At 73.7% G+C, this 23,288-nt stretch carries 24 protein-coding genes; 15 read left to right on the top strand and 9 right to left on the bottom strand.

Annotated features, from left to right (window positions below):
• Positions 1 to 92: 92 nt before the first annotated feature.
• From BN3788_RS05960 to BN3788_RS05945, 4 genes are read left to right on the top strand one after another with little or no spacing between them, the layout of a single operon-like run.
• Entirely contained in the window at positions 93 to 686 is a 594-nt protein-coding gene (locus tag BN3788_RS05960) for a hypothetical protein (protein WP_066583046.1), read from the top strand.
• A gap of 59 nt (positions 687 to 745) precedes the next feature.
• Complete coding sequence (locus BN3788_RS05955; RefSeq protein WP_066583045.1) at positions 746 to 1,834, top strand: amidoligase family protein; 1,089 nt, start codon at positions 746 to 748, stop codon at positions 1,832 to 1,834.
• Positions 1,831 to 2,454 (top strand): SigE family RNA polymerase sigma factor, encoded by a 624-nt coding sequence (locus tag BN3788_RS05950; RefSeq protein WP_234346509.1) that lies wholly within the window; start codon positions 1,831 to 1,833, stop codon positions 2,452 to 2,454. The genes BN3788_RS05955 and BN3788_RS05950 overlap by 4 nt, the downstream gene beginning before the upstream one ends.
• A complete protein-coding gene (locus BN3788_RS05945) occupies positions 2,451 to 3,173 on the top strand; it encodes a hypothetical protein (RefSeq protein ID WP_066583043.1) in 723 nt (240 codons plus the stop codon). Before BN3788_RS05950 ends, BN3788_RS05945 begins: the two co-directional genes overlap by 4 nt.
• Before the next feature lie 55 nt (positions 3,174 to 3,228).
• On the opposite strand, the gene BN3788_RS05940 is transcribed toward BN3788_RS05945, so the two are convergent.
• A complete protein-coding gene (locus tag BN3788_RS05940) occupies positions 3,229 to 4,023 on the bottom strand; it encodes a YwiC-like family protein (protein WP_234346508.1) in 795 nt (264 codons plus the stop codon).
• 106 nt (positions 4,024 to 4,129) lie between these two features.
• On the opposite strand from BN3788_RS05940, the gene BN3788_RS05935 reads away from it, so the two are divergent.
• The 11 genes from BN3788_RS05935 to BN3788_RS05885 all read left to right on the top strand — a co-directional run bounded on the left by BN3788_RS05935 (position 4,130) and on the right by BN3788_RS05885 (position 15,344).
• Positions 4,130 to 4,324, top strand: a complete 195-nt coding sequence (locus tag BN3788_RS05935) for a ribbon-helix-helix domain-containing protein (protein ID WP_066583027.1) — start codon at positions 4,130 to 4,132, stop codon at positions 4,322 to 4,324.
• On the top strand, positions 4,321 to 4,710 hold the full coding sequence (locus BN3788_RS05930) for a type II toxin-antitoxin system death-on-curing family toxin (protein ID WP_315969740.1): 390 nt from the start codon (positions 4,321 to 4,323) through the stop codon (positions 4,708 to 4,710). Before BN3788_RS05935 ends, BN3788_RS05930 begins: the two co-directional genes overlap by 4 nt.
• Positions 4,711 to 4,882: 172 nt before the next feature.
• A complete protein-coding gene (locus BN3788_RS05925) occupies positions 4,883 to 6,520 on the top strand; it encodes an ABC-F family ATP-binding cassette domain-containing protein (RefSeq protein ID WP_066584286.1) in 1,638 nt (545 codons plus the stop codon).
• The gene (locus BN3788_RS05920; protein WP_066583025.1) at positions 6,501 to 6,878 is read left to right on the top strand and encodes a type II toxin-antitoxin system HicB family antitoxin; all 378 of its coding nucleotides are present in this window, start codon (positions 6,501 to 6,503) and stop codon (positions 6,876 to 6,878) included. The genes BN3788_RS05925 and BN3788_RS05920 overlap by 20 nt, the downstream gene beginning before the upstream one ends.
• Before the next feature lie 137 nt (positions 6,879 to 7,015).
• Positions 7,016 to 8,887: a hypothetical protein gene (locus BN3788_RS05915; RefSeq protein ID WP_066583023.1), complete on the top strand. Its 1,872-nt coding sequence runs from the start codon at positions 7,016 to 7,018 to the stop codon at positions 8,885 to 8,887.
• A gap of 83 nt (positions 8,888 to 8,970) precedes the next feature.
• Complete coding sequence (locus BN3788_RS05910; RefSeq protein ID WP_147525064.1) at positions 8,971 to 9,702, top strand: DUF2975 domain-containing protein; 732 nt, start codon at positions 8,971 to 8,973, stop codon at positions 9,700 to 9,702.
• Positions 9,699 to 9,953, top strand: a complete 255-nt coding sequence (locus BN3788_RS05905; RefSeq protein WP_066583015.1) for a helix-turn-helix domain-containing protein — start codon at positions 9,699 to 9,701, stop codon at positions 9,951 to 9,953. Before BN3788_RS05910 ends, BN3788_RS05905 begins: the two co-directional genes overlap by 4 nt.
• Positions 9,954 to 9,963: 10 nt before the next feature.
• Entirely contained in the window at positions 9,964 to 10,476 is a 513-nt protein-coding gene (locus BN3788_RS05900) for an aminoacyl-tRNA deacylase (protein WP_066583014.1), read from the top strand.
• A gap of 117 nt (positions 10,477 to 10,593) precedes the next feature.
• On the top strand, positions 10,594 to 10,941 hold the full coding sequence (locus BN3788_RS05895) for an STAS domain-containing protein (protein ID WP_066583009.1): 348 nt from the start codon (positions 10,594 to 10,596) through the stop codon (positions 10,939 to 10,941).
• A gap of 57 nt (positions 10,942 to 10,998) precedes the next feature.
• The gene (locus BN3788_RS05890) at positions 10,999 to 12,225 is read left to right on the top strand and encodes an exonuclease SbcCD subunit D (protein ID WP_066583008.1); all 1,227 of its coding nucleotides are present in this window, start codon (positions 10,999 to 11,001) and stop codon (positions 12,223 to 12,225) included.
• Positions 12,225 to 15,344, top strand: coding sequence for an AAA family ATPase (locus BN3788_RS05885; protein WP_066583007.1), 3,120 nt, complete (start codon positions 12,225 to 12,227; stop codon positions 15,342 to 15,344). Before BN3788_RS05890 ends, BN3788_RS05885 begins: the two co-directional genes overlap by 1 nt.
• Positions 15,345 to 15,425: 81 nt before the next feature.
• Here the strand turns inward: BN3788_RS05885 and BN3788_RS05880 are convergent, their stop codons facing one another.
• From BN3788_RS05880 to BN3788_RS05845, 8 genes are all read right to left on the bottom strand, one after another.
• The gene (locus BN3788_RS05880) at positions 15,426 to 16,403 is read right to left on the bottom strand and encodes a carbohydrate kinase family protein (protein ID WP_082812637.1); all 978 of its coding nucleotides are present in this window, start codon (positions 16,401 to 16,403) and stop codon (positions 15,426 to 15,428) included.
• Entirely contained in the window at positions 16,354 to 17,283 is a 930-nt protein-coding gene (locus BN3788_RS05875; RefSeq protein WP_066583002.1) for a pseudouridine-5'-phosphate glycosidase, read from the bottom strand. The genes BN3788_RS05880 and BN3788_RS05875 overlap by 50 nt, the downstream gene beginning before the upstream one ends.
• Complete coding sequence (locus tag BN3788_RS05870; protein ID WP_066582999.1) at positions 17,280 to 18,467, bottom strand: MFS transporter; 1,188 nt, start codon at positions 18,465 to 18,467, stop codon at positions 17,280 to 17,282. Before BN3788_RS05870 ends, BN3788_RS05875 begins: the two co-directional genes overlap by 4 nt.
• A gap of 68 nt (positions 18,468 to 18,535) precedes the next feature.
• Positions 18,536 to 19,345, bottom strand: a complete 810-nt coding sequence (locus BN3788_RS05865; RefSeq protein WP_066582998.1) for a mycofactocin-coupled SDR family oxidoreductase — start codon at positions 19,343 to 19,345, stop codon at positions 18,536 to 18,538.
• A complete protein-coding gene (locus tag BN3788_RS05860) occupies positions 19,342 to 20,331 on the bottom strand; it encodes a nucleoside hydrolase (protein ID WP_066582997.1) in 990 nt (329 codons plus the stop codon). Before BN3788_RS05860 ends, BN3788_RS05865 begins: the two co-directional genes overlap by 4 nt.
• A 40-nt stretch (positions 20,332 to 20,371) precedes the next feature.
• Positions 20,372 to 21,319, bottom strand: coding sequence for a nucleoside hydrolase (locus BN3788_RS05855; protein WP_066582996.1), 948 nt, complete (start codon positions 21,317 to 21,319; stop codon positions 20,372 to 20,374).
• A gap of 55 nt (positions 21,320 to 21,374) precedes the next feature.
• Positions 21,375 to 22,316, bottom strand: coding sequence for a nucleoside hydrolase (locus BN3788_RS05850; RefSeq protein WP_066582994.1), 942 nt, complete (start codon positions 22,314 to 22,316; stop codon positions 21,375 to 21,377).
• Positions 22,317 to 22,318: 2 nt separating this feature from the next.
• Positions 22,319 to 23,266: a nucleoside hydrolase gene (locus tag BN3788_RS05845; RefSeq protein ID WP_066582993.1), complete on the bottom strand. Its 948-nt coding sequence runs from the start codon at positions 23,264 to 23,266 to the stop codon at positions 22,319 to 22,321.
• Between the last annotated feature and the right edge of the window lie 22 nt (positions 23,267 to 23,288).

The raw sequence follows: 23,288 nt of genomic DNA, 5'->3' as shown, positions 1-23,288 counted from the left end.
CCGATCGCAAGACGTGCGAAGAGGACTGCACACCTGGGCGTCGAGCCGCGTCTTCAGAGGGTCAGCACGTTCGCGACACACCTGGAGGATCGATGAACGACACCACCACGACCCCGACGCCCGCCCTTGCCGAGGGCGAGGCCCGCCCGCGCCGCCGCTGGATGACCGTTGGTGTCGTCGCCGCTGGCCTGTCGCTCGCCGGAGGCGGCGTCGCGATGGCCGCCGGGCTGAACTCGGGCGGCGGCGCCCAGCCTGGCGGCGAGACGGTCATCAGCGAGGAGGTCGCCGGCGAGCAGGACATCGCGGCAGCCTCGACTCTCGAGGACGACCGCTCCGCGGCCGCCGACGCGTTCTGGGCCGCGGGCTACTCCACGACGGACCTCGCGAGGCTCGGCGACCTGTGGCAGCTCGAGGACACGTTCGAGGTCAAGGCCCGGGCGGGCCAGTTGATCCTGGACGGCAAGCAGGCGGAGCTGGGCGCCCCGACCCCCGAGGTCGAGGACCCGGCGACCACAGCGGCCGCCGCGTTCTGGGATGCCGGCTACACCTACGAGGACGCTGAGGAGCTCGCCGCGCTGTGGAGCTCGGAGGACACCTACGAGGCCAAGGTCGCCGCGGGCGAGAAGCTCCTCGCGGGCGAGACCCTGCCCGTGCCGCCCAGCGGGCAGCCGGGCGTCGCGGAGTGACCGCAACCTCCTGACCCACCCCGGCGCCCCTGAACTGCTCGCGAGGAGATGACATCGACGTGGAAGAACTGCTGTTGCGCACAGGCTTCGAGATCGAGCTGCTGGCGCCCGCCGGGGCCGACCGGCAGACGTTGGCGGATGAGCTCGCGGCGCGGTGCGCTGGGCGGGTGCGGCGGTCCTTCCACGTCGACAGCGAGCCGTCAGCGGTGCCGGGCGTGGGGGTGTTCCGGCACCTGTCCCCGGCGTTCGACGTGGTCGACGAGCGCGGCGGCCCGGTCGCGCGCCTGGTGGACGACATCACCATCCAGCGGGACCTCGTTCCGACGCCCGGGCATCCGGGGGCGCCCGGGCGTCGGGACTGGTACCGCATCCTGTGCGACGAGGGGCGTCTGCTGCGCTTGATCGAGCGGCACACCGACCCATACGCGCCGCTGGCCACAGTGCTCGAACCGCTGGCCGAGCTGTTCGGCGCCCGCGTGGACGGGCTCCCCGGGGCGGCCCGCGTGAACGACTCCGCCGGCGCCACCGTGGCGGTGGCCATGACCCTGCCGCCAGGGCGCGAGCGCCCCTGCGAGATCGTCACGCCACCGCTCGAGTCCCACCACGCCTTGTCGCTGGAGCGGCTGCTCGGCCCCGCGCGCGAGCTCGGCTTCACCGTCCCGCGCGAGGCCGCGGTGCACCTGCATGTGGACGGCGCGCCCTTCCGGCGCCCGGAGTCGTTCGCCAACGTGGTGCGCCTGTTCGGCCACTGGCGCGAAGAGCTGTGGACGGCGCTTGGCGCGAACCCCGACTGCCGCCGGGTGGCGCCGCTGACGCAGGAGCTGGTGGACCTGGTCGAGCTCCCGTGGCAGGAGGCGGGCGATCGCAGCGCGTGGGCTCTCATGCGGGACGCGGCGCAGGGGGCGGGCGTGACCAAGTTCGCCGACGTGAACCTCAAGCAGCTGCTGACCGACCGGCCAGTGCGCGACACCCTGGAGGTGCGCATCCTGCCCGGTGACCTGGACGGCCACTCCATCGTGCGGCGCGCGGCCCTGGTGGAGGCGCTGCTGACCCGGTGCCTCGACCCCCGCCCGATCCCGCGCCCGGACCGCTCGGCAGCGCGCGACCCGCAGGGCGCGCTCGACGACCTTCTGGGGGTGCGCCGATGAGCACGTGGACTCAATCGGCCCGGCCAGACAGTGCGGCGATCCCCCGTGTGCTGCCGTGGCGGTCCATGCGGGAGGAGCCCGTCGAGGGTGACGACGGACATGGCGCGGCGAGCTCCGGACAGCGGCTCGACGACGTGGTGCACGCCCACCTCCCTGGGCTGCTCCGTTACGCCACGGTGCTCACCGGAGACGGCCACACCGCCGCCGACCTGGTGCAGGAGGTGCTGCTGCGCGCCCACGTCCGGTGGAACCGCATCGCGATGATGGACCGCCCCGACCTGTACCTGCGACGGATGGTCACCAACGAGCATCTGTCCTGGCGTCGCCGCTGGCACGTGCGCACCATTCACGTCGCGGCCGACGACGTCCTCGCAGCCCACGCCGACCCGGCGCAGGATCACGCCCGGCGCGTGGTTGAGGACGACGCGATGTGGAGGCGCCTGGCCGCGCTGCCCCCGCGCCAGCGCGCAGTGCTCGTGCTCCGCTTCTACGAGGGCCTCGCCGACCTGGAGATCGCCAGGGTCCTGGGCACCTCCGCCGCCACCGTCCGCTCGCACGCCTCCCGGGCGTTGGCCACCCTGCGCGCCACCGATCACTCGACCACCACGGAGCAGCCATGAGCACCCACCTGCGAGCCATCGATGGCTCAGACGACGGTGACGTCCCCCAGAGCCCACTCGGACCGGACGCCGACTTGATGGATCGGATCGACCGGGCCCTGCGCTCACGCGAGGTCGCGGCACCCGATGCCGCTGTTGTGGCCGCGCGCATCGAGGACCGGCTCGCCACCACCCGGCCCACCGGCGACACCGCTCGTCGCGGCGCCAAGATCGTCGTCGCGGGCGTCGTGACCTCGACGCTGGCCGTGGTGGGCGCGGGCGCCGCGGCCGCCGCCGATCCCTACTCGAACGTCGCGCGGGTGGTCGAGAACGCCGTGCAGGCGGTCGGGGTCAACTGGTCGCCCATGCCCGACGGGTTCAGCCGGGCGCAGTGGGAGGCCTTCGCGGGGGCGGGCTACACCTTCACCGACGCCGAGCAGATCGGCGAGCTCTGGGGCACAGACGTCACCGAGACCAAGGCGCTGATCGGCCAGAAGGTCCTGGACGGTGAGATCGTGCCGCCGCCCATGCAGGATCCCGTGCCCCTCGAGCCTGAGGTCCAGGCGGCCAACGCCTTCTCCGACGCGGGCTACGGATATGAGGACGCGGAGGTGCTCGCCGCGTTGTGGGACAACGAGCCGTGGGAGGCCAAGGTGGCCGGCGGAGAGAAGCTCCTCGCGGGGGAGGCCCTGCCGATCTCTCCGGGCGGCACGCCGGCGAGCATGAGCCCGACTCCCTGAGAAGACGGGCTGCGATCGGCGGCACTCTCGGTGGCGGCGTCGGGCGGTCCAGCGGTCAGACGAGCGCCAGCAACGCCGTCGTCAGGACGAGGCTGGCGACGACCTCGCCGATGCCGATCCATCGGGCCGTGACGCCGGGCCACAGCCGCGGCACCAGCGCCGCCCGGACGGTGAACAGCGCGAACACCAGGCCGAGCCACGGCTGCGCGACAGCCGCCGCCACGGTGGCCAGCGCGTGATACCCGACGGACGCGGCGTAGACGGCCCGGTTGCCGCGCTCGCGGATCAGCGACTTCACGTACAGCACCGTCCCGCCGAAGTACGCGAGCAGCAGCGCGGTGAGCAGCCAGATCCCCGGCTGATCGGCCCCCGGCAGCCACGCGTCACTGCCTCCCGCGTTGGCGCCGACGCCCGCCGCGACGACGGTCATCAGGCAGGCCGCGACGATCGTGACGCCGTCGTTCAGGTACGAGCGGTCCTGGCGCCGCCAGGAGCACCACAGGCTGACCGCCATCAGCGGCGCGTACACCGGGACCCAGCGCAGCAGCTCGGGCGCGACCGCCACCACCAGCAGGCCGAGCGCCGCAGTCGCGATGCCGTAGGCGCGCACAGGCGGCAGGTAGCGGGCCTTGCGCCGGGACTTCAGCCACAGCCCTGCCGCGAAGAACGCGAAGTACCCGACGAGCCACACCCCCAGCAGCGGGAGCTGCCGCCACGCGATGCCAGAGTGCAGGGCGCCCACGACGAACGGCACGAGCAGCATCGCCCACGCGCCGTGCTGGTTCGGGACCCATCCCGGCGACCGGCGGCGGGATCGGGGCGCAGGGCGGGCGCGATCGATGGTGGGCACGGCTCGACGGTAGCGGCGGGGCCTGAGCGCCCGGCGGGACATGGGTCCTCGCGTGCGTGACCCTCCGTGTGTGCTACCGCGTGATGTCGGTCGGTAGCATGTGGGGATGGCTACCACGCTCCGTCTCTCGCCCGAGCTCCAGGCGCGCGTCAAGGAGACCGCTGCCCGGGAGCACCGTTCCGAGCACGCGGTGATCGTCGAGGCGGTCGAGCGGTACACGTCCGACCGGGACCGACGTCGTGACGCCGCCCTCGCGCGGGTGCTCGAGCGCGACAAGGCGATCCTGGACGCCCTCGCGTGATCCCGACCTACCTCGAGCTGCAGGATCTCCTGCTCTTCGGGGCGGCGATCCTCGGGCACGACCCCGAGGTGCGGGACTACGGGCTCCTGGAGTCGGCGCTCGCGCGCCCCCGGGCCACAGTGTTCGGAGAGGACGCGTACGCGACTCTCGACGAGAAGGCGGCCGCCCTGCTGCTCTCGGTCGTGCACAACCACGGGCTGGTCGATGGCAACAAGCGGCTCGGCTGGGTGTCGACGGCAGTCTTCTACGAGATGAACGGGCGCCTCATCGAGGCGCCCCATGCCGAGGCGATCGACCTGGTGCTGAGCATCGCCGCCGGGGAGCTCGACGATGTCGCGAAGCTCGCCGAGACGCTCAGAGGCTGGCTCCGGCCGCTGCCCGCGTGAGGGAAAACGCCTGGACGCCGGAGGCGCGGCCTGCTTAAGGTCCTCGACATGCGCCTGTGATCCGCCCCGAGTCCGTTCCCGACTCTCTGCGTCGCGCCCGCCCCGGCCGCGGCGCGCTGGTGGTGATCACTTGTCTTCTGCGTCCTTCCCCGCTGTGTTCTCCGGTCCCGCTGTGTTCTCCGGTCCCGCTGGGCTCTCCGGCCCCGTGCTGCGGGCCGAGTCCCTGACCCGTTTCTACGGCGCGCATCGCGTGCTGGACGGTGTGAGCCTGTCCGTCGATCCCGGGCGCCGAGTCGGCGTCGTCGGCGAGAACGGCATCGGCAAGTCCACGCTGCTGCGGCTGCTGGCCGGGGTGGAGGAGCCCGACTCAGGGTCCGTCTCCCGCCCGCCCGACCTGGTGTTCCTGGGGCAGGAGTCGTCATTCGGCCCGTCCGCGACCGTGGTGGAGGTGATGGCTGACGCCCTGGCCGACGTGCGAGCGGTGGAGGCGGAGCTCGAAGCGGCCGCCGCCGCGCTCGCCGACGATCCCGATGGTGTGGGCGCCCGGGCCTACGAGCGCGCCCTGGCCCGCGCTGAGGCCGTGGACGTGTGGGGCGCCGATCGGCGGGCCGAGGTGGTGCTCGCCGGGCTAGGACTGGCCGAGGTGCCACGGGACCGGGCGTCCGGGCGGATGTCGGGCGGTCAGCGGAGCCGGCTCGCGCTTGCGGCGGTGCTGGTGCGGCGACCGTCCGCGGTGGTGCTGGACGAGCCCACGAACCACCTGGACGACGAGGCCGCGGAGTTCCTGGCCGCCGCGCTGCGGGACCTGCCCGGCGCCGTGGTGCTCGCGAGCCACGACCGCGTGTTCCTCGATGAGGTGTGCACTGAGATCTTCGACCTCGACCCCTCGATCGACGGGCCGACGCTGTACGGCGGCACGTACAGCAACTACCTCGACGCCCGGCGGATCGAGCGCGAGCGGTGGGAGGAGCGCTGGCTGGCCGAGCGGGAGGAGCGCGCCGCGCTGCGGCAGTCGGTGCGCGTGACGTCCCGCGCCGTCGGGCACCACGCGCCCCGGCGGGACAACAACAAGATGTCCTTCGGCATGATCGGCGACCGCGTGGAGCAGCAGGTGGCCCGCCGGGTCCGCGACGCGCAACGCCGGCTCGACGAGTTGGAGGCCTCGCAGGTGCGACGGCCGCCGACACCGCTGCGGCTTGCCATGCCCCGCCGGCCCGATGGCGCTGGCGGCGGATCGCTCGCCGTCCAGGTGCGCGGCGCCGTGGTGCCCGGTCGGTTGCGTGTCGACGCGTTGGACCTGGCGTCCGACGCGCGGCTCTTGGTGACCGGGGCCAACGGGTCCGGCAAGTCCACGCTGCTGCACCTGCTGGCCGGCGACCTGAACCCGGCCGAGGGCGCAGTCCACCGGGCGCGCGGCGTGGAGGTCGCCCTGCTGGAGCAGGACGTCGGGCTGGCCGACGACGCCCGGACGCCCCGCCAGGTCTACGAGCTCGTGACAGCCGACCTGCCGGGCGCCCCGCCGCTCACCGACCTGGGGCTGGTGGCGCCGCGCGACCTCGACCGGCCGCTGCGGGAGCTCAGCGTCGGGCAGCGTCGACGCGTCGTGCTCGCGCTGCTGGTGGCCCGGGCGCCCGGGGTGCTGCTGCTCGACGAGCCCACGAACCACATCTCGCTGACCCTCGCCGAGGAGCTCGCCGACGCGCTGGGCGCCTGGCCCGGGGCGGTGGTCGTCGCCACCCACGACCGGTGGCTGCGGCGCGGCTGGGACGCCGACACCGTGGCCATCGAAGATGGGCGCCTGGTGCGCTGACCGCTGGCAGCCCGCACTAGACGAGCCGATCGTCGGCACCTCGTTCTCACTACACGTACGCATCACATGGTCCGGCGAGGATGACGCCTACGTCGCGACCGTCGTCGAGTTTCCTTCGTTGTCATGGCTCGACAGCGACCGTGAGGGTGCGCTGCACGGTGTCGAGGCGCTTCTGAGCAGCGTGCTGAACGATCTGCGCGCCAACGGTGAAGCGGTACCGCCGCCCCTTGCGGATCGCTCGTACTCTGGCCGCTTCCAGGTTCGGGTTCCCCCCGAGGTGCACCGCAGGCTGGTGACGGAAGCTGCCGAGCAGGGCGTCTCACTCAATCGCCTCGTGATGTCCCGGCTCGCTAGCTGACCAGAGGGCCGCGCGCACAACGACGTGTCGTCCGCGGTGACGGCCGGGTCGATATCGACACGGCGTCCCTGTTTCCTTCATGTGCGCGTTGGGCTGCCGACCGGGAGGGTAGGAGTCTCCACCCCCCGGGAGCCGTCATGCCGCTGCATCGTCGCCGCACCTCGATCCCCCTGCCCGCCGTGCTGGTCGCGGCCTGCCTGACGCTGGGGGTGGGCAGCGCCGCGGAGGCCCCGACGCCTGCTGTCGAGCGCGCGGCCACCGCCTCGGAACTGCTCACCCCCGCGACCGGGATGCTGGTGGGCGCGTTCGTGCAGCCGCGTGACGACCGGGGCTCGGAGGCCGCGGTGTCGGCGTTCGAGGAGGCGACGGGCCGCAAGTTGGACCTGCAGCGCTGGTTCGCGCGGTGGGATGAGCCGATGCCGCCCGCGCAGGTGGTGACGACGCTGCGGCGGGGGCGGACGCCGGTGTTGTCGATCGAGCCGCGACGGCTCGACGGCGGCAAGATCTCGTGGTCGTCGATCGCGGCGGGTGAGCATGACGGGGAGATCGCGGCGCGGGCGGCGGGGATCGCCGGGTTGGCCGAGCCACTCTTCCTGGTGTTCCACCACGAGGCGGATATCGCCACGGGGCATGGCTCGCCTGCGGAGTTCCGGGCGGCGTGGCGGCACTACGTCGGCGTGATGAGGGACGCCGGGGTGACGAACGTGGCGTGGACGTGGGTGGTGACGCCGGGCAGTTTCGGGTCGGCGCCGTCGACGGCGGGGGCCGACGCGTTCTACCCGGGTGACGACGTGGTCGACTGGCTGGCCCTCGACCCGTATAACTGGCATGGCTGCGCGCCGTCGAAGCCGCCCGCGTGGCGCACCCTCGCCGACGTGGCGGGCCCGTTCCGCCGCTGGTCCCAGGACCACGGCAAGCCGCTGATGCTTGCGGAGTGGGGCTCGGTCGAGGACCCGGCCGATCCCACGCGCAAGGCCCGCTGGTACACGGAGGCGCTCCAGACGCTGGGCACGTGGCCGGAGGTCAAGGCGGTGTCGATCTTCCACCAGCACGGCACGTGCGCGTGGTGGGTGGACTCGTCGGCCGAGTCGCTCGCGGGGTACTTGCAGGCGGTCCGGGCGGCAGAGACCCACGGGCGCCCGTCGGCGTGGCTCATGCCGTCCACCACCCACGGCTCGGCGCCGCTGGGCGTCACGTTCGACGGCTCGCGCAGCACCGGCTCGGGGTCGGTGAGCGGCGCCGGGATCACGTCGTGGAGCCTGGACCCGGGTGACGGCTCGCCTGTCGTCCAGGGTGTCGGCGCCCCTCCTGCGGCGCACGCGCACACCTATGCCGCGGGGAGCTTCGAGGCGCGTCTGACGGTCATGGACGCCAGCGGCGCGATGGCCTCCGACGTCCTCACCGTGACCTCGGCGCCCGAGCCGAAGGTGAGCATGGCCGAGGGCGTCGTCGACGCCACGAGCGCGGAACTTAAGGCGTGGGTGTCGCCGCAGGGGTATGAGGCGACGGTGCGCATCGCGTGGGCGCCCACCGCTGGCGGGGACGGCGGCCCGGGCGGGACGGGGGAGGCCTGGCTGACCGTCCCACCTGTCACGTACTCGCGGGCGCTCACCCACAGCCTCGTCGACCTGCTGCCGGGCACGTCGTACACGTGGACGGTGACGGCGTCGACGGAGGCTGGGACCTCGACGCTGAGCCGGGCGTTCGGCACGGCCGGCCCTCCGACCACGTCCTCGACCTGGTGGGAGGACCGCACCTCGACCTCGATCACGCTGCGGGCGCTGGTGCATCCGCACCGGCTGCCCACGCAGGTGTGGTTCGAGTGGGCTCCGACGGGCCAGTGGCCCGCCTGGTCGGGGTGGACGCAGGTCGACGCGATGTTCGAGAAGTCGGTGTCGGTATCGCTACGTGGCCTGCGCCCCGGGACGACGTATGCCTACCGCGTGGTCGCGATGAACGCGATGGGCGTCGTGCGAGGTCCGGAGCGGACCGTCACGATGCCGTTCTGACGGAGGCGCTCAAGGTGGGCATCTCGATTGTCGATATGCCCCTCCAGGAAGCAGTGCCCCGACGATCGAGACGGAGCAGGTCGATGACGACAGCACTGGACGCGCCACCGCGCAGGACGCGGACGCTCACATCGGCCCTCGGGGTGGGCGCCCTGACGGTGGCCGCGTGGCTGGCCATCACCGTGGGCGTGGTCCTGGCGTTCATGTCGATGGGCGGCAGCGTGAGCACCCCTGTGCCGGTGCGCCTCACCGCCGAGGCGCCCGCGCACCAGGACGTCGTCCTGCCCTGCGTCGAGGGGTGGGCCCTGGATGGCGGAAGTTGCGGTCCAGCAGCGTCGCCCGAGCAGTGGCACGGTGGCGCCGCCCTCCCGGTGCGCAGCGCTGGCGGCCTCCTGGCCGAGACGCACGACCTCGGCGCGACGGCCTCGCTCCTGGGCGCGATGCCGATGTGGGTGGGCTTCGTCGTCGGGGGCGCGATGGGACTCGTGCTGATCCCGGTGCTGCGCGCGACCGCCCACGGTCGCCCCTTCGCCCGCGGCAACGCGCGCGGGCTGGCCGTTGCCGCCGCGCTCGCCCTGGTGGGCGGCCTGCTTGCCACCGCGGGGCCGATGCTGGCGGCGCCCAGCGCCATCGCCGCGATCGAGGCCCTGACGATCCCCTCCGCCCACGGCGCCTTCGACATGCCCGACGGTTGGCTCGAGCCGGCACTCCAGGTCGCCTGGTGGCCAGTGGTCATCGCCGCACTCCTCGCCGTCCTCGCCGCCGCCACCCAGCGGGGCGCGCGCCTGGCCGCCGACGTCGAAGGCCTCGTGTGACCGACGACGCCGCAGCCCACCGCGTCACCTGCCGCCTCGGCGACCTGCTCGACGCGCGCAGCCTGACCCTGGTCCAGCTCGCCGCCCTGACCGGCGTGACGGTGGCGAACCTGTCGGTGCTGAAGAACGACCGGGCGCGGGCCGTGAGGTTCAGCACCCTCACCGCGATCTGCGACGCGCTCGACTGCCAGCCGGGCGACCTGTTCGCGGTCACGGCGCCCGAGGGCGCCCCTCGACAGGGACATGTGTGACGCTGGCGCCATGAGCGACACAGACGCGCAGCCCGGACCTGTCGACGTGTCAGGCGAGGAGCGGGCCGCCCAGGCGCTCGCGGCCTCGGGGATCGACCACGTCATCGTCCGGCACGGCCGGGTGTCCTCCCTGGTGGAGGCCGCGGCGGCCCGCGGGGTCGAGCCCGGGGCCCTCATCAAGACGATCGTGGTGCGGCGCGGCGAGGGCGACTACCTGTTCGTCCTCGTCCCCGGCGGGCGGGCGATCTCCTGGCCCAAGCTGCGCGCCCTGCTGGGCGTGAACCGGTTGTCGATGCCCGACGCGGCCACTGCCAAGGACGTCACCGGCTACGAGCGCGGCACCATCACGCCGTTCGGCTCGCTGCGCGCCTGGCCGGTGGTGGCCGACGAGCATGTGCTGGGGCACGAGGTGTCCATCGGCGCCGGTGGCCACGGCGTCGGCGCCACGGTGGACGGGAACGCGCTGGTGGAGGCGCTGGGCGCGCAGGTGGCCGACGTGACGGACCCCGAGCCCGCGGGGTGAGAACCCGCCGCCGGACGAGCGCGCGTCGGACCTGCTCGGTAATGTGATGGACCGGTCCGTGCGGGCCCACAGACCTCCGGCGCGCCGGGGGTGGGCGAGAGACATGGCTGGGGAGAGATGTACCTGATCGAGAAGACCGCCGCAGCGGGCGGGATCGAGGTTGCTGAGGCCGACGGAGTCGTCACGGTACGACTCTGGGGCGAGGTCGACGCGGCACTGCGGGAGCAGGCGAGCCAGTCGATGGCCCACACCCTCACCAGCCCAGCCCGGGTGGTGGTCGATGCCACGGACGTCACGTTCATCGACTCCACGGGGCTCGCGTTCATCCTGCAGGTGCACCTCGCGGCGGGCGAGCAGGGCCGACGGGTCACGTTGCGGGATCCGAACCGCACGGTCACAGGCCTGCTGGACATGATCGGCATGGGCGGGGAGCTCGACCTCGAGGACGAGTCCGTCAGCGCCTGAGCCCTGAGGGCCACGCCTGGTTCCGCACCCGTCGGAGGTCTCGACTAGGTTCGCGACATGCGGCTCCTGCACACCTCTGACTGGCATCTGGGCCGCACCCTGCACGGGGTGGACCTGCTCGACCATCAGGCGGCCCACCTCGACCACCTCGTCGAGGTCGCCCGGGATGAGCAGGTCGACGCGGTGCTCGTCGCCGGCGACGTGTACGACCGCGCCGTGCCGCCCGTCGAGGCCGTGATGCTCCTGTCCGAGACGCTCGCGCGCCTCGCCGAGCACACCACTGTCATCCTCACCCCCGGCAACCACGACTCCGCGGCCCGGCTGGGCTTCGGGGCGGCACTCATGCGGGAGCGCGTGCGGGTCCGCAGCCGCGTGTCGGGCCTGGCCGAGCCGGTCATGCTGCCCGACGAGCGCGGGGACGTGCTCGTGTACGCGCTGCCGTACCTGGACCCCGACGTGGTGCGCCGCGACCTCGCGGAGGACGGCGCCGCCGAGCCGTTGGCGCGATCGCATGAGGCGGTGATGGGCGCGGCGATGGACCGCGTGCGGGCCGATCTAGCCCGACGGGTCGCGGACGCCGCGCGCGCCGGGTCCCCGCGGCCGCGCGCGGTCGTGGTCGCGCACGCCTTCGTGGTGGGCGGGCTGCCGAGCGACTCCGAGCGGGACATCCGGGTGGGCGGCGTGGACGTGGTGCCCTCGGGCGTGTTCCGGGGGGTCGACTACGTGGCGCTGGGGCACCTGCACGGGGCGCAGCGCGTCGGGGCCGATCCCGGCCTTGAGGCTGCTGCCAGCCCCGGGCCGAGCCCGCTGCTGCGGTACTCCGGCTCCCCGCTGGCCTACTCGTTCTCCGAGCTGCGGCAGGTCAAGTCCACGGTGTTGCTCGACGTGGACGCCCTGCCCGACGCCTCCGCCGCGCGGCTCATCCCGGCGCCGGTGCCGCGCCGCCTGGCCGAGCTCACCGGGCCGATCGACGAGCTGCTGGGCGCCGCGGGCGAGGGCCACACCGACGACTGGCTGCGGGTGACAGTGACCGACGCGCATCGGCCCGAGGATCTGTACCGCCGGGTCAAGGACCGGTTCCCGCACGCCCTGGTGATCCAGCACCGCCCGCCCGAGCGGGTGGGCGGCGCCGTGCGCGCCGGGGCCGTCACGCAGGCGCATGACGTGCTGGAGGTCGCGGCGGAGTTCGTCGAGCATGTCAGCGGGCAGGCGCCCACGGTGGCCGAGGCCGCGGTGCTGCGCCAGGCGTATGAGCAGGTCACGGCCGCCGAGCGGAGCGCCTGATGTATCTGCGCACACTCGAGCTCCAGGCCATCGGGCCGTTCGCGGGCCGGCATGTCATCGACTTCACGGCGGTGGGCGCCTCCGGGCTGTTCCTGTTGGAGGGCCCCACGGGCGCCGGCAAGTCGACGATCATCGACGCGATCGTGTTCGCGCTGTACGGCAAGGTCGCCTCACCGGCCGCCAGTGAGGAGCGTCTGCGCTCGGCGTTCGCCGCCGAGGACGTGGAGAGCGTGGTCGACCTGGTCTTCGAGACCGGCGCGGGCGTCTTCCGGGTGCGCCGCACCCCGGCCTATGACCGGCCCAAGAAGCGGGGGACGGGCACCGCGCGGCAGCAGTCGACGGTGAAGTTGTGGCGGCTGCCGGTGGAGGTCCTGGACGACGCGGACGCGTCCGACGGCGAGATCCTCTCGACCCGGCTCGACGAGGCCGGGGCCGAGTTGCAGCGGATCATCGGGTTGGACCGGGCGCAGTTCGTCCAGACGATCGTGCTGCCGCAGGGTGAGTTCGCGAGCTTCCTGCGCGCTGACCCGGAGCATCGGCGCAGCCTGCTGCAGAAGATCTTCGGCACCGAGGTGTACGAGAAGATGCAGCAGCGGCTCGAGGAGATGCGCCGGGAGGCGCAGCGGGCCGTCACCGAGGCCCGGGGATCGCTGCGCAGCGCCGCCGCGCATTTCGCCGGCGCGGCGGCCCTCGACGACGCGGCCGCCCACGAGCTCGAGGTCGCCGCCGCCGATGAGGCCGGGCAGGCGGTGGCGCTCGCCCAGGGCCACGTGGAGCGGCTGATGGAGCACTCCCGGCAGGCCCAGGCCGACCAGGCGCGGGGTGAGCTCGGCGCCACGGAGGCGGCCGCGACGCTCGACAGCCTCACCACGGTGGCTGCCGCGCTGGCCCGCCGCAGCCGTCTGCGCGCCGAGCGGGACGAGCTGGAGGCCCTGGCCGGCGCCCACGCGCAGGACGTGGAGCGCCGCGACCGGGGGCGCCGGGCGCTTGCCGTCCGCTCGTTGATGAACGGCCTGGACGGCGCCGTGCGCGCGCAGGCCAGCGCCGAGTCCGCCGTGCACGCCGCCGTCGCCGCGGCGCCAACAGGGCTGTTGCCGGCCACCTCGCGCGTGTTCGGGCTGCTGGGGCGGCATCCGCAGGAGTTGCCCGGCGACGAGCCCGTGGACCCGACGCACCTGGTCGCGCAGCTCACCGCCGCGCCGGACGCCCCCCGCCGTCGGGACGAGCAGACGGCGGCGACCCTGACCCGCCTGGTCGCGCTCGAGGCAGATCTGCCGGAGCGGCGCCGCGAGGCGCGGGACCTGCACACGTCGCTGGCCACCGCGCGCAGCGAGGCGGACCGGCTCGCGGACGTGCTCACCACGCGGCCAGCCGAGCGGGCGGAGATCGTGTCCCAGCTCGCGACGGCCACCGAGCTGATGAGCGAGCTCAGCGGGCGCCGCGCCGAGGAGAAGGCCGCCGAGGCTCTGCTGGCGGCGGCGGGCGTGGCGGAGCGCACCGCCCAGGAGCTCGACGAGGCGACCCGGATCCAGGGCGCGGCGGCCATCGCCGCGCACCGGGCGGTGGAGCATGAGGCGCAGGCGCGTGACGCGCGCATCGCCGGGATCGCCGGGGAGCTGGCCGGTGGGCTGGCCTCGGGGGATCCGTGCCCGGTGTGCGGGGCGCGCGAGCACCCCGCCAAGGCGCCGGTCGACGCGGCGGGCATCACCGCCGAGGACGTCGAGCGCGCGTCACAGGAGCGGGCCCATGCCGAGACGGTCCTCGCCGAGCAGGCCGCCGAGGTGGCCGCGCTGACCGAGCGCCTCGCCGCCGCGCAGGAGGCAGCCGAGGGGCTCAGCGTCGAGCAGGCCAAGGGCAGGCTGGCCCAGGCGCAGATGCTCGTGGGCATGGCGGAGTCGGGCGAGGCGGACCGCTTGGCCGCGCAGGCGGCCCTGGCCGCGCATGACGAGGAGACGGAGATCGCGCGCGGCCGCCGCGGCGAGCTCGAGCAGCTCTGCGCCGCGGAGCAGGCGCGGGCCACAGCGCTCGACGCGGCACTGGTTCGCGATGAGCGGGACGTCGACGAGGCCCGCGCCGGCAGCCCCACGGTCCAGGCCCGGCAGGACGCGCTCCGGGCCAGGATCACGGCGGCCACCGCCGTCCTGGACGCCCTCGGAGACGTGGAGCGGGCCACCCGTGACCGCCTGACGCGCACCGCCGAGCTCGAGCAGGGACTCGCCGAGCACGGCTTCCTCGACGCGGAGGACGCACGGGCTTCGTTGCTGGCCCCGGAGGCGCTGACCGCGCTGGAGGAGGCCGTGCGCCAGCATGAGGCGGCCGTCGAGCGCGTGCGCGCCGAGCTCGCGGACCCGGCCCTCGCGAGCCTGCCCGATCCCGGCCCCGACCCGGCCGAGTTGGAGGCCCGGGTCGCCGCGGCCCGCGCCGAGCACACCGCCCGCGCCGCCGAGGCCACCCGCCTGGCGGGCGCCGCCGCGCTCGCCGCCGAGCGTGCCGCGGCGGCGCGGACGTCGCTGGCGCAGGTGGCGGAGGCGTCGAAGGCGCTGGAGGGCGCGCTGGCCGGCGCGGCGCCCGTGACCCGGGTGGCCGGCCTCGCCGCCGCATCGGGCGGGGACAACGCCCGGGCGCTCACCCTGGCGACGTTCGTGCTGGTCCGACGATTCGAGGATGTGGTGGCGGCGGCGAACGACCGCCTGGCCGTGATGTCCGACGGCCGGTTCGAGCTGGTGCGCAGCGACGAGCGCGAGGACGTCCGCACCCGGCGCACCGGCCTGTCGATGCGCGTGATCGACCACCGCACCGAGACGACGCGCGACCCGCGGACGCTCTCCGGAGGGGAGACGTTCTACGTGTCGTTGTGCCTGGCCCTGGGCATGGCCGACGTGGTCACCGCCGAGGCGGGCGGCATCGACCTGGGGACGCTGTTCGTCGACGAGGGCTTCGGCTCACTGGACCCGCACACCCTCGACGCGGTGCTCGCCGAGCTGGGCCGGCTGCGCGCCGGTGGCCGGGTGGTGGGCGTGGTCTCGCACGTCGAGGCGCTCAAGGCGTCCATCGCGGAGCGGATCGAGGTGCGGCGGCTGCCCGACGGCGCCAGCACGCTGTCGGTGCGCGCGGGCTGACAGCGCCCTCGGGGGACGGTGTGACCGATGACGTGACGCCGGGCCGACCCCCGCAGGGCCGGCCCGGCGTCTGGTCAACGGCTATGGCGTGGAGCCGCTGACCTCGACGCGGGACGGACGGGCGCCCATCTTGGCGACCGCCTCCCGCGCCACCCGGGCCCCCGCCCGGGCAGCCTCAACCGGCTCCGGCTCCCGGGACCAGTGGTCCAGGAACCCGGCGCAGAACGCGTCGCCGGCGCCGGTGGTGTCCACGGCGGCGACCCGGTCCGCCGGGACGTGCACCGGCTCGGACCCGGCGCTCGCCCCGACGCAGCCGTCGCCGTCGAGGGTGACCACCGCCGTCCCATAGTGCTCAGTGAGCCGGGCCGCGCCGAGCATCGGGTCGGAAGTCCCCGTGAGGGCCTCCGCCTCGTCCCGGTTCGGGAAGCAGAGTTGCGCCCCCGCCGTCCAGCGCAGGAACTGCTCCGCCCCCACCTCGCGCAGGAACGACACCGAGCTCGGGTCCACGGACACCGGGGTGCCCAGGATCCGGGCCCGGTCCATGAGGGTCATCGCGGCGCCGCGCACCCCGGTCTCGAAGTACGAGTATCCGGTGAGATGCAGCATCGACGCCGAGCCGAGCAGATCGGCGGGGACGTCGTCCGCGGTGAGGTTGAGGTTCGCCGCGCGGTCCGTGAGCATCGTCCGCCGGCCCTCGGGGTCGACCATGATGACGATGGTCCCCGTCTCGGCTGCTGTGTCGACAGCGAGCCGCGCGTCGACCCCGAACCCCGCCAGGAAGTCCGTGTGGAACGCGTGGTCGAACGCCCCGACACGGCCCACGAACGTGACCTGGTTGCCCAGGCGCCCCAGCCAGCACGCCTGGTTGGCGGCGGACCCGCCGGGGCTCCGGACGATCTCCGCACGCGTGTCGGAGTCGACCGTCACCCCGGCGAGCGGGCGGACCAGGATGTCGTTGATGACGTCCCCGACGACGAGGACACCTCCCGGCCCGCCCGTCGGGGCGCCGTCAGCGCTGCGCGGCGCCACGACCGGCCCACGCGGTCGCGATCTGGCCACCGAGGGTGATGTTGTTGCTGGCGATGTCGATGTTGACGTCCAGGCTCTTGCCCTCGGTGTGCTGCACCAGGTACGCGAGGAGGAACGGGGTGACCTCCTTGCCGCCCACACCTTGCGCCTCGGCGGCCTCGAACGCGGCGGCGAGGACGCGGTCGTGCAGCTCGGGGTCGAGCTGCTGGCTGACGGGCAGCGGATTGGCCACGAGGACGGCGTGCGTCGAGCCAATCGAGTCGTGCGCGGCCATGACGCCCGCGATCTCCTCCGGGGTCTCGACCTGCCAGTCGATGGAGTGTCCCGAGTCGGTCAGGTAGAAGCCCGGGTACCGCTGGGTGCGGTACCCGAGCACCGTGACGCCGAGGGACTCGAGCCGCTCGAGGGTCGCCGGGATGTCGAGGATCGACTTGGCGCCCGCGGAGATCACGGTGATCGGCAGCTTCGACAGCATGGTCAGGTCGGCCGACTCGTCGAAGGACTCCTGGGCGCCGCGGTGCACGCCGCCCAGGCCGCCGGTGGAGAAGACCCGGATGCCCGCGGCGTGTGCGAGCAGGGCCGTCGCCGCGACGGTGGTGGCGCCGGTGACCTTCTTGACCATGGCGATGCCGAGGTCGCGGCTGGACACCTTGATGACGGAGGTGTCCTCGGCGATGCGGACGATGTGCTCGTCCTCGAGGCCCACCCGCAGCACGCCGTCGATCACGGCGATGGTGGCGGGGGTGACGCCGTCGTCGACGAGCAGCTGCTCGAAGTGGCGGGCGGCGCCGAGGTTCCGCGGGCGCGGGAAGCCGTGGCTGATGATCGTCGACTCGAGGGCGACAACCGGGCGGCCCTCGGCGAGGGCGTCGGCGACGGCTTCGGACAGGACGACAGGGGTGGTGCTCATGTGGTGGCTCCTTGGTAGTTCTGGTCGGTCTGGTCGGAAGCCGCGACATTCGGTTTCGCGGTGGGCGCCGGTCCGGCGATCCGGATGGCGCCGAGCGCGAGCAGGGCCGTCACGGGGACGGCCATGAACGCGAGTTGGAGGCCCGCGACGTCGGCGAGGGCGCCGAGCATCAGCGGGAAGGCGATCGAGGTGGCCGAGGTGAGCAGCGAGGCCCGCGCGACGGCCGCATCGGGCCGGTGGGGGAATCCGCTGACGACCAGGGCGATCGACGCCGGGTAGAGGTTGGCGGCGGCGAGCCCGCCCAGGCCGGCGGCGAGCACGGCGAGGAACGGGGTGGTCGCGAAGGTGAGGACGGCGACTGCCGCCAGGCCCACCAGCAGCGAGGCCACCAGCACAGGCGGCGCGCCGAGCACCCCGACGAGCCTGCTGCCGAGCACGCGGCCGGCCACGATGGCCGCCCACATCACCGACGCGGCCCCGGCGGCGGTGGGCGCCGAGAAGCCGCCGACGTCCACCAGGTGGGTGGCCGTCCAGAAGATGAAGGACCACTCCACGGCCACGCTCAGGCACATGGCCGCGTAGGCGGCCCGGGGCCGGCGCAGGGTGGACGCCGCCTGGCGACCGGCGGCCCCGGTGGAGTCGGCGTCCATGGCGGCGCGCCCCCGCAGCAGCAGGGGCACCACCACCACGAGCAGCAGCGCGGCCTGCACAGCGGGGAACCCGCGCCAGCCCAGGGCCGTGGCCGCCACCACCGGGAGGGCGGCGGCGGCGGCCACGGCCCCGATGCTGTAGGCCACGTTGAGCTCGCCGATCATCTGCGCGCCATGCCGCCCGTGCAGGGCGACCAGCAGCGCCTGGCCCGCGATGAGGGTGGAGCTCATGGCGAACCCGACCAGCACGAGCGCGCCCACGCTCATCACGGCGGTCTGCGCGGTGGAGATCAGCGCGGCCCCCGTGGCGCCGAGCACTGCCGCGCCGATGAGGATCGGCATCCGCCCGTGCCGTCGTCGGACCCGCTCGGCGACGGTCGCCGCGAGCAGCCCGCCCACGGCCAGCGCCGTGATGTGCAGGCTCCCGATGGTGTGCGACATCGGGATGTCCGCCTGGAGGAACGGCATCAGGCCGCCCAGGCTGCCCTGCAGCAGCGCGCTGACCAGGACGAGCACGAAGACAGCGAGGGTCAACCCGTCACGCCGTGGCCCCGGGTGGCGGGGTCCGGCGCGACGGGCTGGCCGCTCGCTGTCGTGGTGGCTCAACGCAGCGTCGCCCCGGCGTCCAGCACCAGCTCGGCGCCGGTCATGTACCTGGCCTCCGAGGAGCACAGCCACCGGACGGCGTGCGCCACGTCGACGGGCTCCATGCGGTGGATGGGCAGCGGCAGCTCCAGGGCGCCGCCAACGCCCTTGGCGGTGGCCTGCCAGTGCTCGGCCGCCGGGTTCTGCGTCATGTCGGTGCCGGTGCCGCCCGGGTGGACGGCGTTGACCCGGATGCTGTCGCCCGCGAGCTCGAGCGCGAGGCTCTTGAGCAGGCCCACCGTCCCGTACTTCGCCGCCGCGTAATGCCCGATGGTGGGCAGCGGCTTCACGGCGGCTGTGGAGCCGACGAAGACGAGGGACCCGCCGCGCCCGCCCTCGAGGATCGCCGGGACGGCGGCCCGCACGGTGTTCCAGGTGCCGGTGAGGACGACGTCGATCATCGTCTGCCACTGCTCGGGGGTGGCCTTCCACGTCAGCTCGGGCCAGCTCGCGACCCCGGCGTTGGCGACGACCAGGTCGAGCCGCCCGTAGGAGTCCGTGGCCGTGCGCACCGCCGCCTCGAGCGCCGCGTGGTCGCGGACATCGGCGTAGACGCTCTCCGCCCGGCCGCCCGCGTCGCAGATGAGCCGGACCGTCTCGGCGAGGTCGTCGTTCGAGGCCAGGTCATAGGTGAGGCCCTCGACGGGGCGCCCGAGGTCGGTGACGACGACAGCCGCCCCCGCCTCCGCGAGCGAGACCGCGATGGACCGGCCGATGCCCCGGCCGGCTCCGGTGACGAGCGCCACCTGGTCTGTCAGATCGATCACTGGGAGGTCTCCTTGTCGAGCGGGATGGCGGAGTCGCCGGCGGCGGCGATAAGGGCGACGACCTGGTCGCCGAAGTGCGGGTCGCTCTCCAGCACCACCTGGCAGTGCGCGCCCTCCTGGGCGGGGAAGCCCATGTACTTGCCGCGCGTGTCGCAGACGGTCTGCCCACGGGTGGGGCCGTCGCCGGTGACGACGTAGGCGTTCACGGTGGGGGCGAGGTCCGGCACGAGCGTGCCGGCGGCGATGGCCACGGCCAGCGCGTCGTGCATGCAGCTGCGGCGCTCGCCGAACGCCGCCCCGGCGAAGAACTCGAAGTAGAAGTCGAGGATCCGCGACACGTACTGGCCGAGGGTGCCGCCCGCGTCGAGCCGCGCGCGGTGCGAGTCGTCGAGCGTGGTGCGCATCGTGACGTCCAGGCCCACCATCGTCAGCCGCCACGGGGCGTGGAAGACGGCAGCGGCGGCCTCCGGGTCGCACCAGATGTTGGCCTCGGCCACCTCGGTGACGTTGCCGGGGGCGTCGGCGGCGCCGCCCATGATGGTCACGCCCCGCACCAGGCTCGGCAGCTCGGGGCACAGGCCCAGGGCGATCGCCAGGTTGGTGAGCGGGCCCACCGCGACGATCTCCACCTCGCCCGGGTTCGCGGTGACGAGCCGCACGATCTGCTCGGCGGCGCTGCCGGGGACGACGGCGCCGACCTCACGGCCGGAGCCCGCGTTGCCCTGGCCGTCGTCGCCGTGCACGTGGTACGCGAACACGGCCTCGCCGCCCGCGATGGGGCCCGCGGCGCCGGCGGCCACGGGAACGTCCGGGCGGCCCGCCATGTGCACGGTGTGCAGGCAGTTGCGGGTGGCGGTCGCCACGTCGACGTTGCCCCACACCGAGCCGAGGCCGATCAGGTCGATCTCGGGGTGCAGCGACGCGTAGAGGATCGCGAGGGTGTCGTCGACGCCCGTGTCGCAGTCGAGGATCATCTTCAGTGCCATGTGGTGCTCTCCTGTCGTGCTGGTGGTGCTGGTCCGGGCGTCAGCGCAGGCGGGCGTCGAGCTCGACGACGCGGGAGACCAACAGCCGGTTGAAGGCGTCGGCGTCCACCTCGAGGGCCACGTCGGCGTTGGGGGCGGCCTTGGCGACGTTGTCCACGTCCACGACCGTCATGCCGCGCGTGAGGGCCCCGGCGCACTCCACATCGACGTAGAGGCTGCGAGTCGTCACCAGGCTCGGCTGGATGACCGCCGCCACCGCCAGCGAGTCGTGCTGCGCCGTGGACGGGTTGCCCGACATCGCCAGGTGGTAGGCGGTGTAGAACTCGACCATCCCCAGCACCGCCTGGGCGACGGGCCCGCCGCCGCGCAGGCCGTCCCAGTCCTCGGGGGCGGTGAGCGCGAAGTGCGTGACGTCCAGGCCGACCATCGTCACGGGGATGCCCGCAGCGAAGACCCGCGCCGCGGCGTCCGGGTCGTACCAGATGTTGAACTCGGCGGCGGGCGTCATGTTGCCGATCACCCGGGCGCCGCCGCCCATGAGGACGATGCGCTCGAGCTTCGCGGCGACGTCCGGGAACGCGGCGATCAGCACCGCGACGTTCGTCAGCGGGCCCAGCGCGATGAGCGTCACCTGCTCCGCCGAGCCCTCGATCACGTCGACCATGAGCTGCACGGCCGATCGGGCGTCCACGCCGCGCGGCGCGGGAGCCAGCCGCACGCCGCCGAACCCGTCCTCGCCGTGGGTGTTCGGGTCGGGGGCGGAGTCGCGGCGCACGAGCGGCACATCGGCGCCCGCGGCCACCGGCACGTCGTCCCGGCCGAGCAGGTGCATGAGCCGCAGCGCGTTCTCGGTGGTGTGGGCCAGGCCGGTGTTGCCGCCGACGGTGGTGACCGCCCGCAGGTCCAGCTCGGGGCTCGCCACGGCGAGCATGAGGGCCAGGGCGTCGTCGATGCCCGGGTCCGTGTCGATGATGACGGGGATGGCCATGGTCACTCCTTCGTCTCGGCGGTGAGGCCGGTCAGGCGGTCAGGCGGTCGGCGGGTCAGGCGCCGAGCGCGCGCAGGAACTTCTCGTGGAAGGCGGGGAGGTCGAGCGTGTCGACGAGGCGCACCACGCCGGGCTCAAGCGGGTCGACCGGGTCGGCCTCGTAGCCGCGCAGGTCCGCGACGACCTGGCCGCGGGTCTTCTCGCCGCGCAGCTCGATGCTGGCCCGCACCAGGCGGTACGTCGCCAGGTCCGGGTCCAGGGCCAGGGCCATGGCCAGCGGGTCGTGCAGCACACACGTCCGCATGCCCACCAGCGGCTCGTACACGTCGATGTAGTGCTGCATCGACTGCCACAGCATCCGGCCGTGCGGGGTGTCGACGGCCTCCAGCCGGGCCACGACCTCGGGCGGCATGGCGGTGCTCATCGTGATCTCGAGGCCCACCAGCACCAGGTCCCACGGCGCGTCGAGGACGAGCTGCGCGGCCTCCGGGTCGTGCCAGATGTTCGCCTCGCCGGTCTCCGACGCGTTCCCGGGCACCCCGGCGGCGCCGCCCATCACCACCACGCGGCGGATCAGGCGCGGCAGCTCGGGCTCAAGCAGCAGCGCCAGCCCGATGTTGGTGAGCGGGCCGACGGCCACGAGCGTGAGCTCGCCGGGGCGGCTGCGGGCCAGCCGGACGATCTCCGCGGCGGCCAGCGTGCCCGCCAGCTCGCGTGACGACTGCGGGTGCCCGGCGTCGCCCAGTCCGTCGTGGCCGTGCACGAACTCGGCGGTGAGCAGCGGCTGCGCCATCGGGCGCGCGGCCCCCTGGTGCACCGGCACGTCGGTGAGGCCCACCGCGTCGAGGATGGTCAGCGTGTTGCGGGCGCCCACGTGCACGGGCACGTTGCCGTGCGTGACGGTGCACGCGACGAACTGCGCGCCGTTGCCGGCGCCGTACATGATCGCCATGGCGTCGTCGACGCCGGTGTCGCAGTCGAAGATGATCTCGGTCATGGTCAGCCGGCCTTCTGGGCGGAGAGCGTGGCGATGGCGTCGACGGTCATGTCCCACAGCAGCGGCTTGTCGAGCTGGACGGCCACGTCGGTGTTGTGCGCCTGGCCCAGCAGGAACTCGAAGTCGGTGACCGTCATACCGGTGGTCCACGTCCCGGTGAGCTCCACGGCGACGAACGCGCTGCGGGTGGTGAACACGTTCGGGTCCACGAGCCAGGCCACACAGCACAGGTCGTGCACGGGCGGGGCGTCGAAGCCCTGGTGCTCGCGGTACGTCTTGCCGAAGAACTTGAGGATCTCCACCACGAACTCCGAGAGCGGCGAGCCGATGGCCGCGATCCGCTCCACGACCTCCGCGTCGGCGGTCGCCTGGTGCGTGAGGTCCAGCCCCACCATGACGACCTTCCAGGCCCCGGCGAACACGGCCTGTGCGGCCTCCGGGTCGGCGATGATGTTGAACTCCGCCGCCGGGGTGCGGTTGCCCCGGGTGTAGCCGCCGCCCATGAGGACGACCTGCTTGACCCGCTCGACGATGCGCGGCTCCTTGTTCATCGCCAGGGCGATGTTGGTCAGCGGGCCCGTGGGGACCAGCGTGATGGTGCCGGGCTCGGCGGCCATCACCTCGTCGATGATGAGGTCCACCGCGTGCCGGGGGTCCAGCTCGCGGACCGGCGCGGGGAGCACCGGGCCGTCGAGGCCCGAGTCGCCGTGGATGTCGGGCGCCACCATCTGCGGGCGCACCATCGGGCCCTGGCAGCCGGCCGCGACGGGCACGTCGATGCCCGCGATGGCGCACACCGACAGGGCGTTGCGGGTGACCTTCGCCAGCGTCTGGTTCCCGGCGCAGGTCGTCACGGCGATCAGCTCGATGCCGGGGTTGCCCGCCGCGAGGATCATCGCCAGGGCGTCGTCGTGCCCGGGGTCGCAGTCGAGGATGATGCGTTCGGTCATGGTGGTGCTCCTTGCGCGATCT

It is taken from the genome of Cellulomonas timonensis, assembly GCF_900046455.1.
Classification (GTDB): Bacteria; Actinomycetota; Actinomycetes; order Actinomycetales; family Cellulomonadaceae; genus Cellulomonas_A; species Cellulomonas_A timonensis.
Note: the sequence above shows the minus strand (reverse complement) of the source record. Positions and strands in the feature narration are given on the sequence as shown.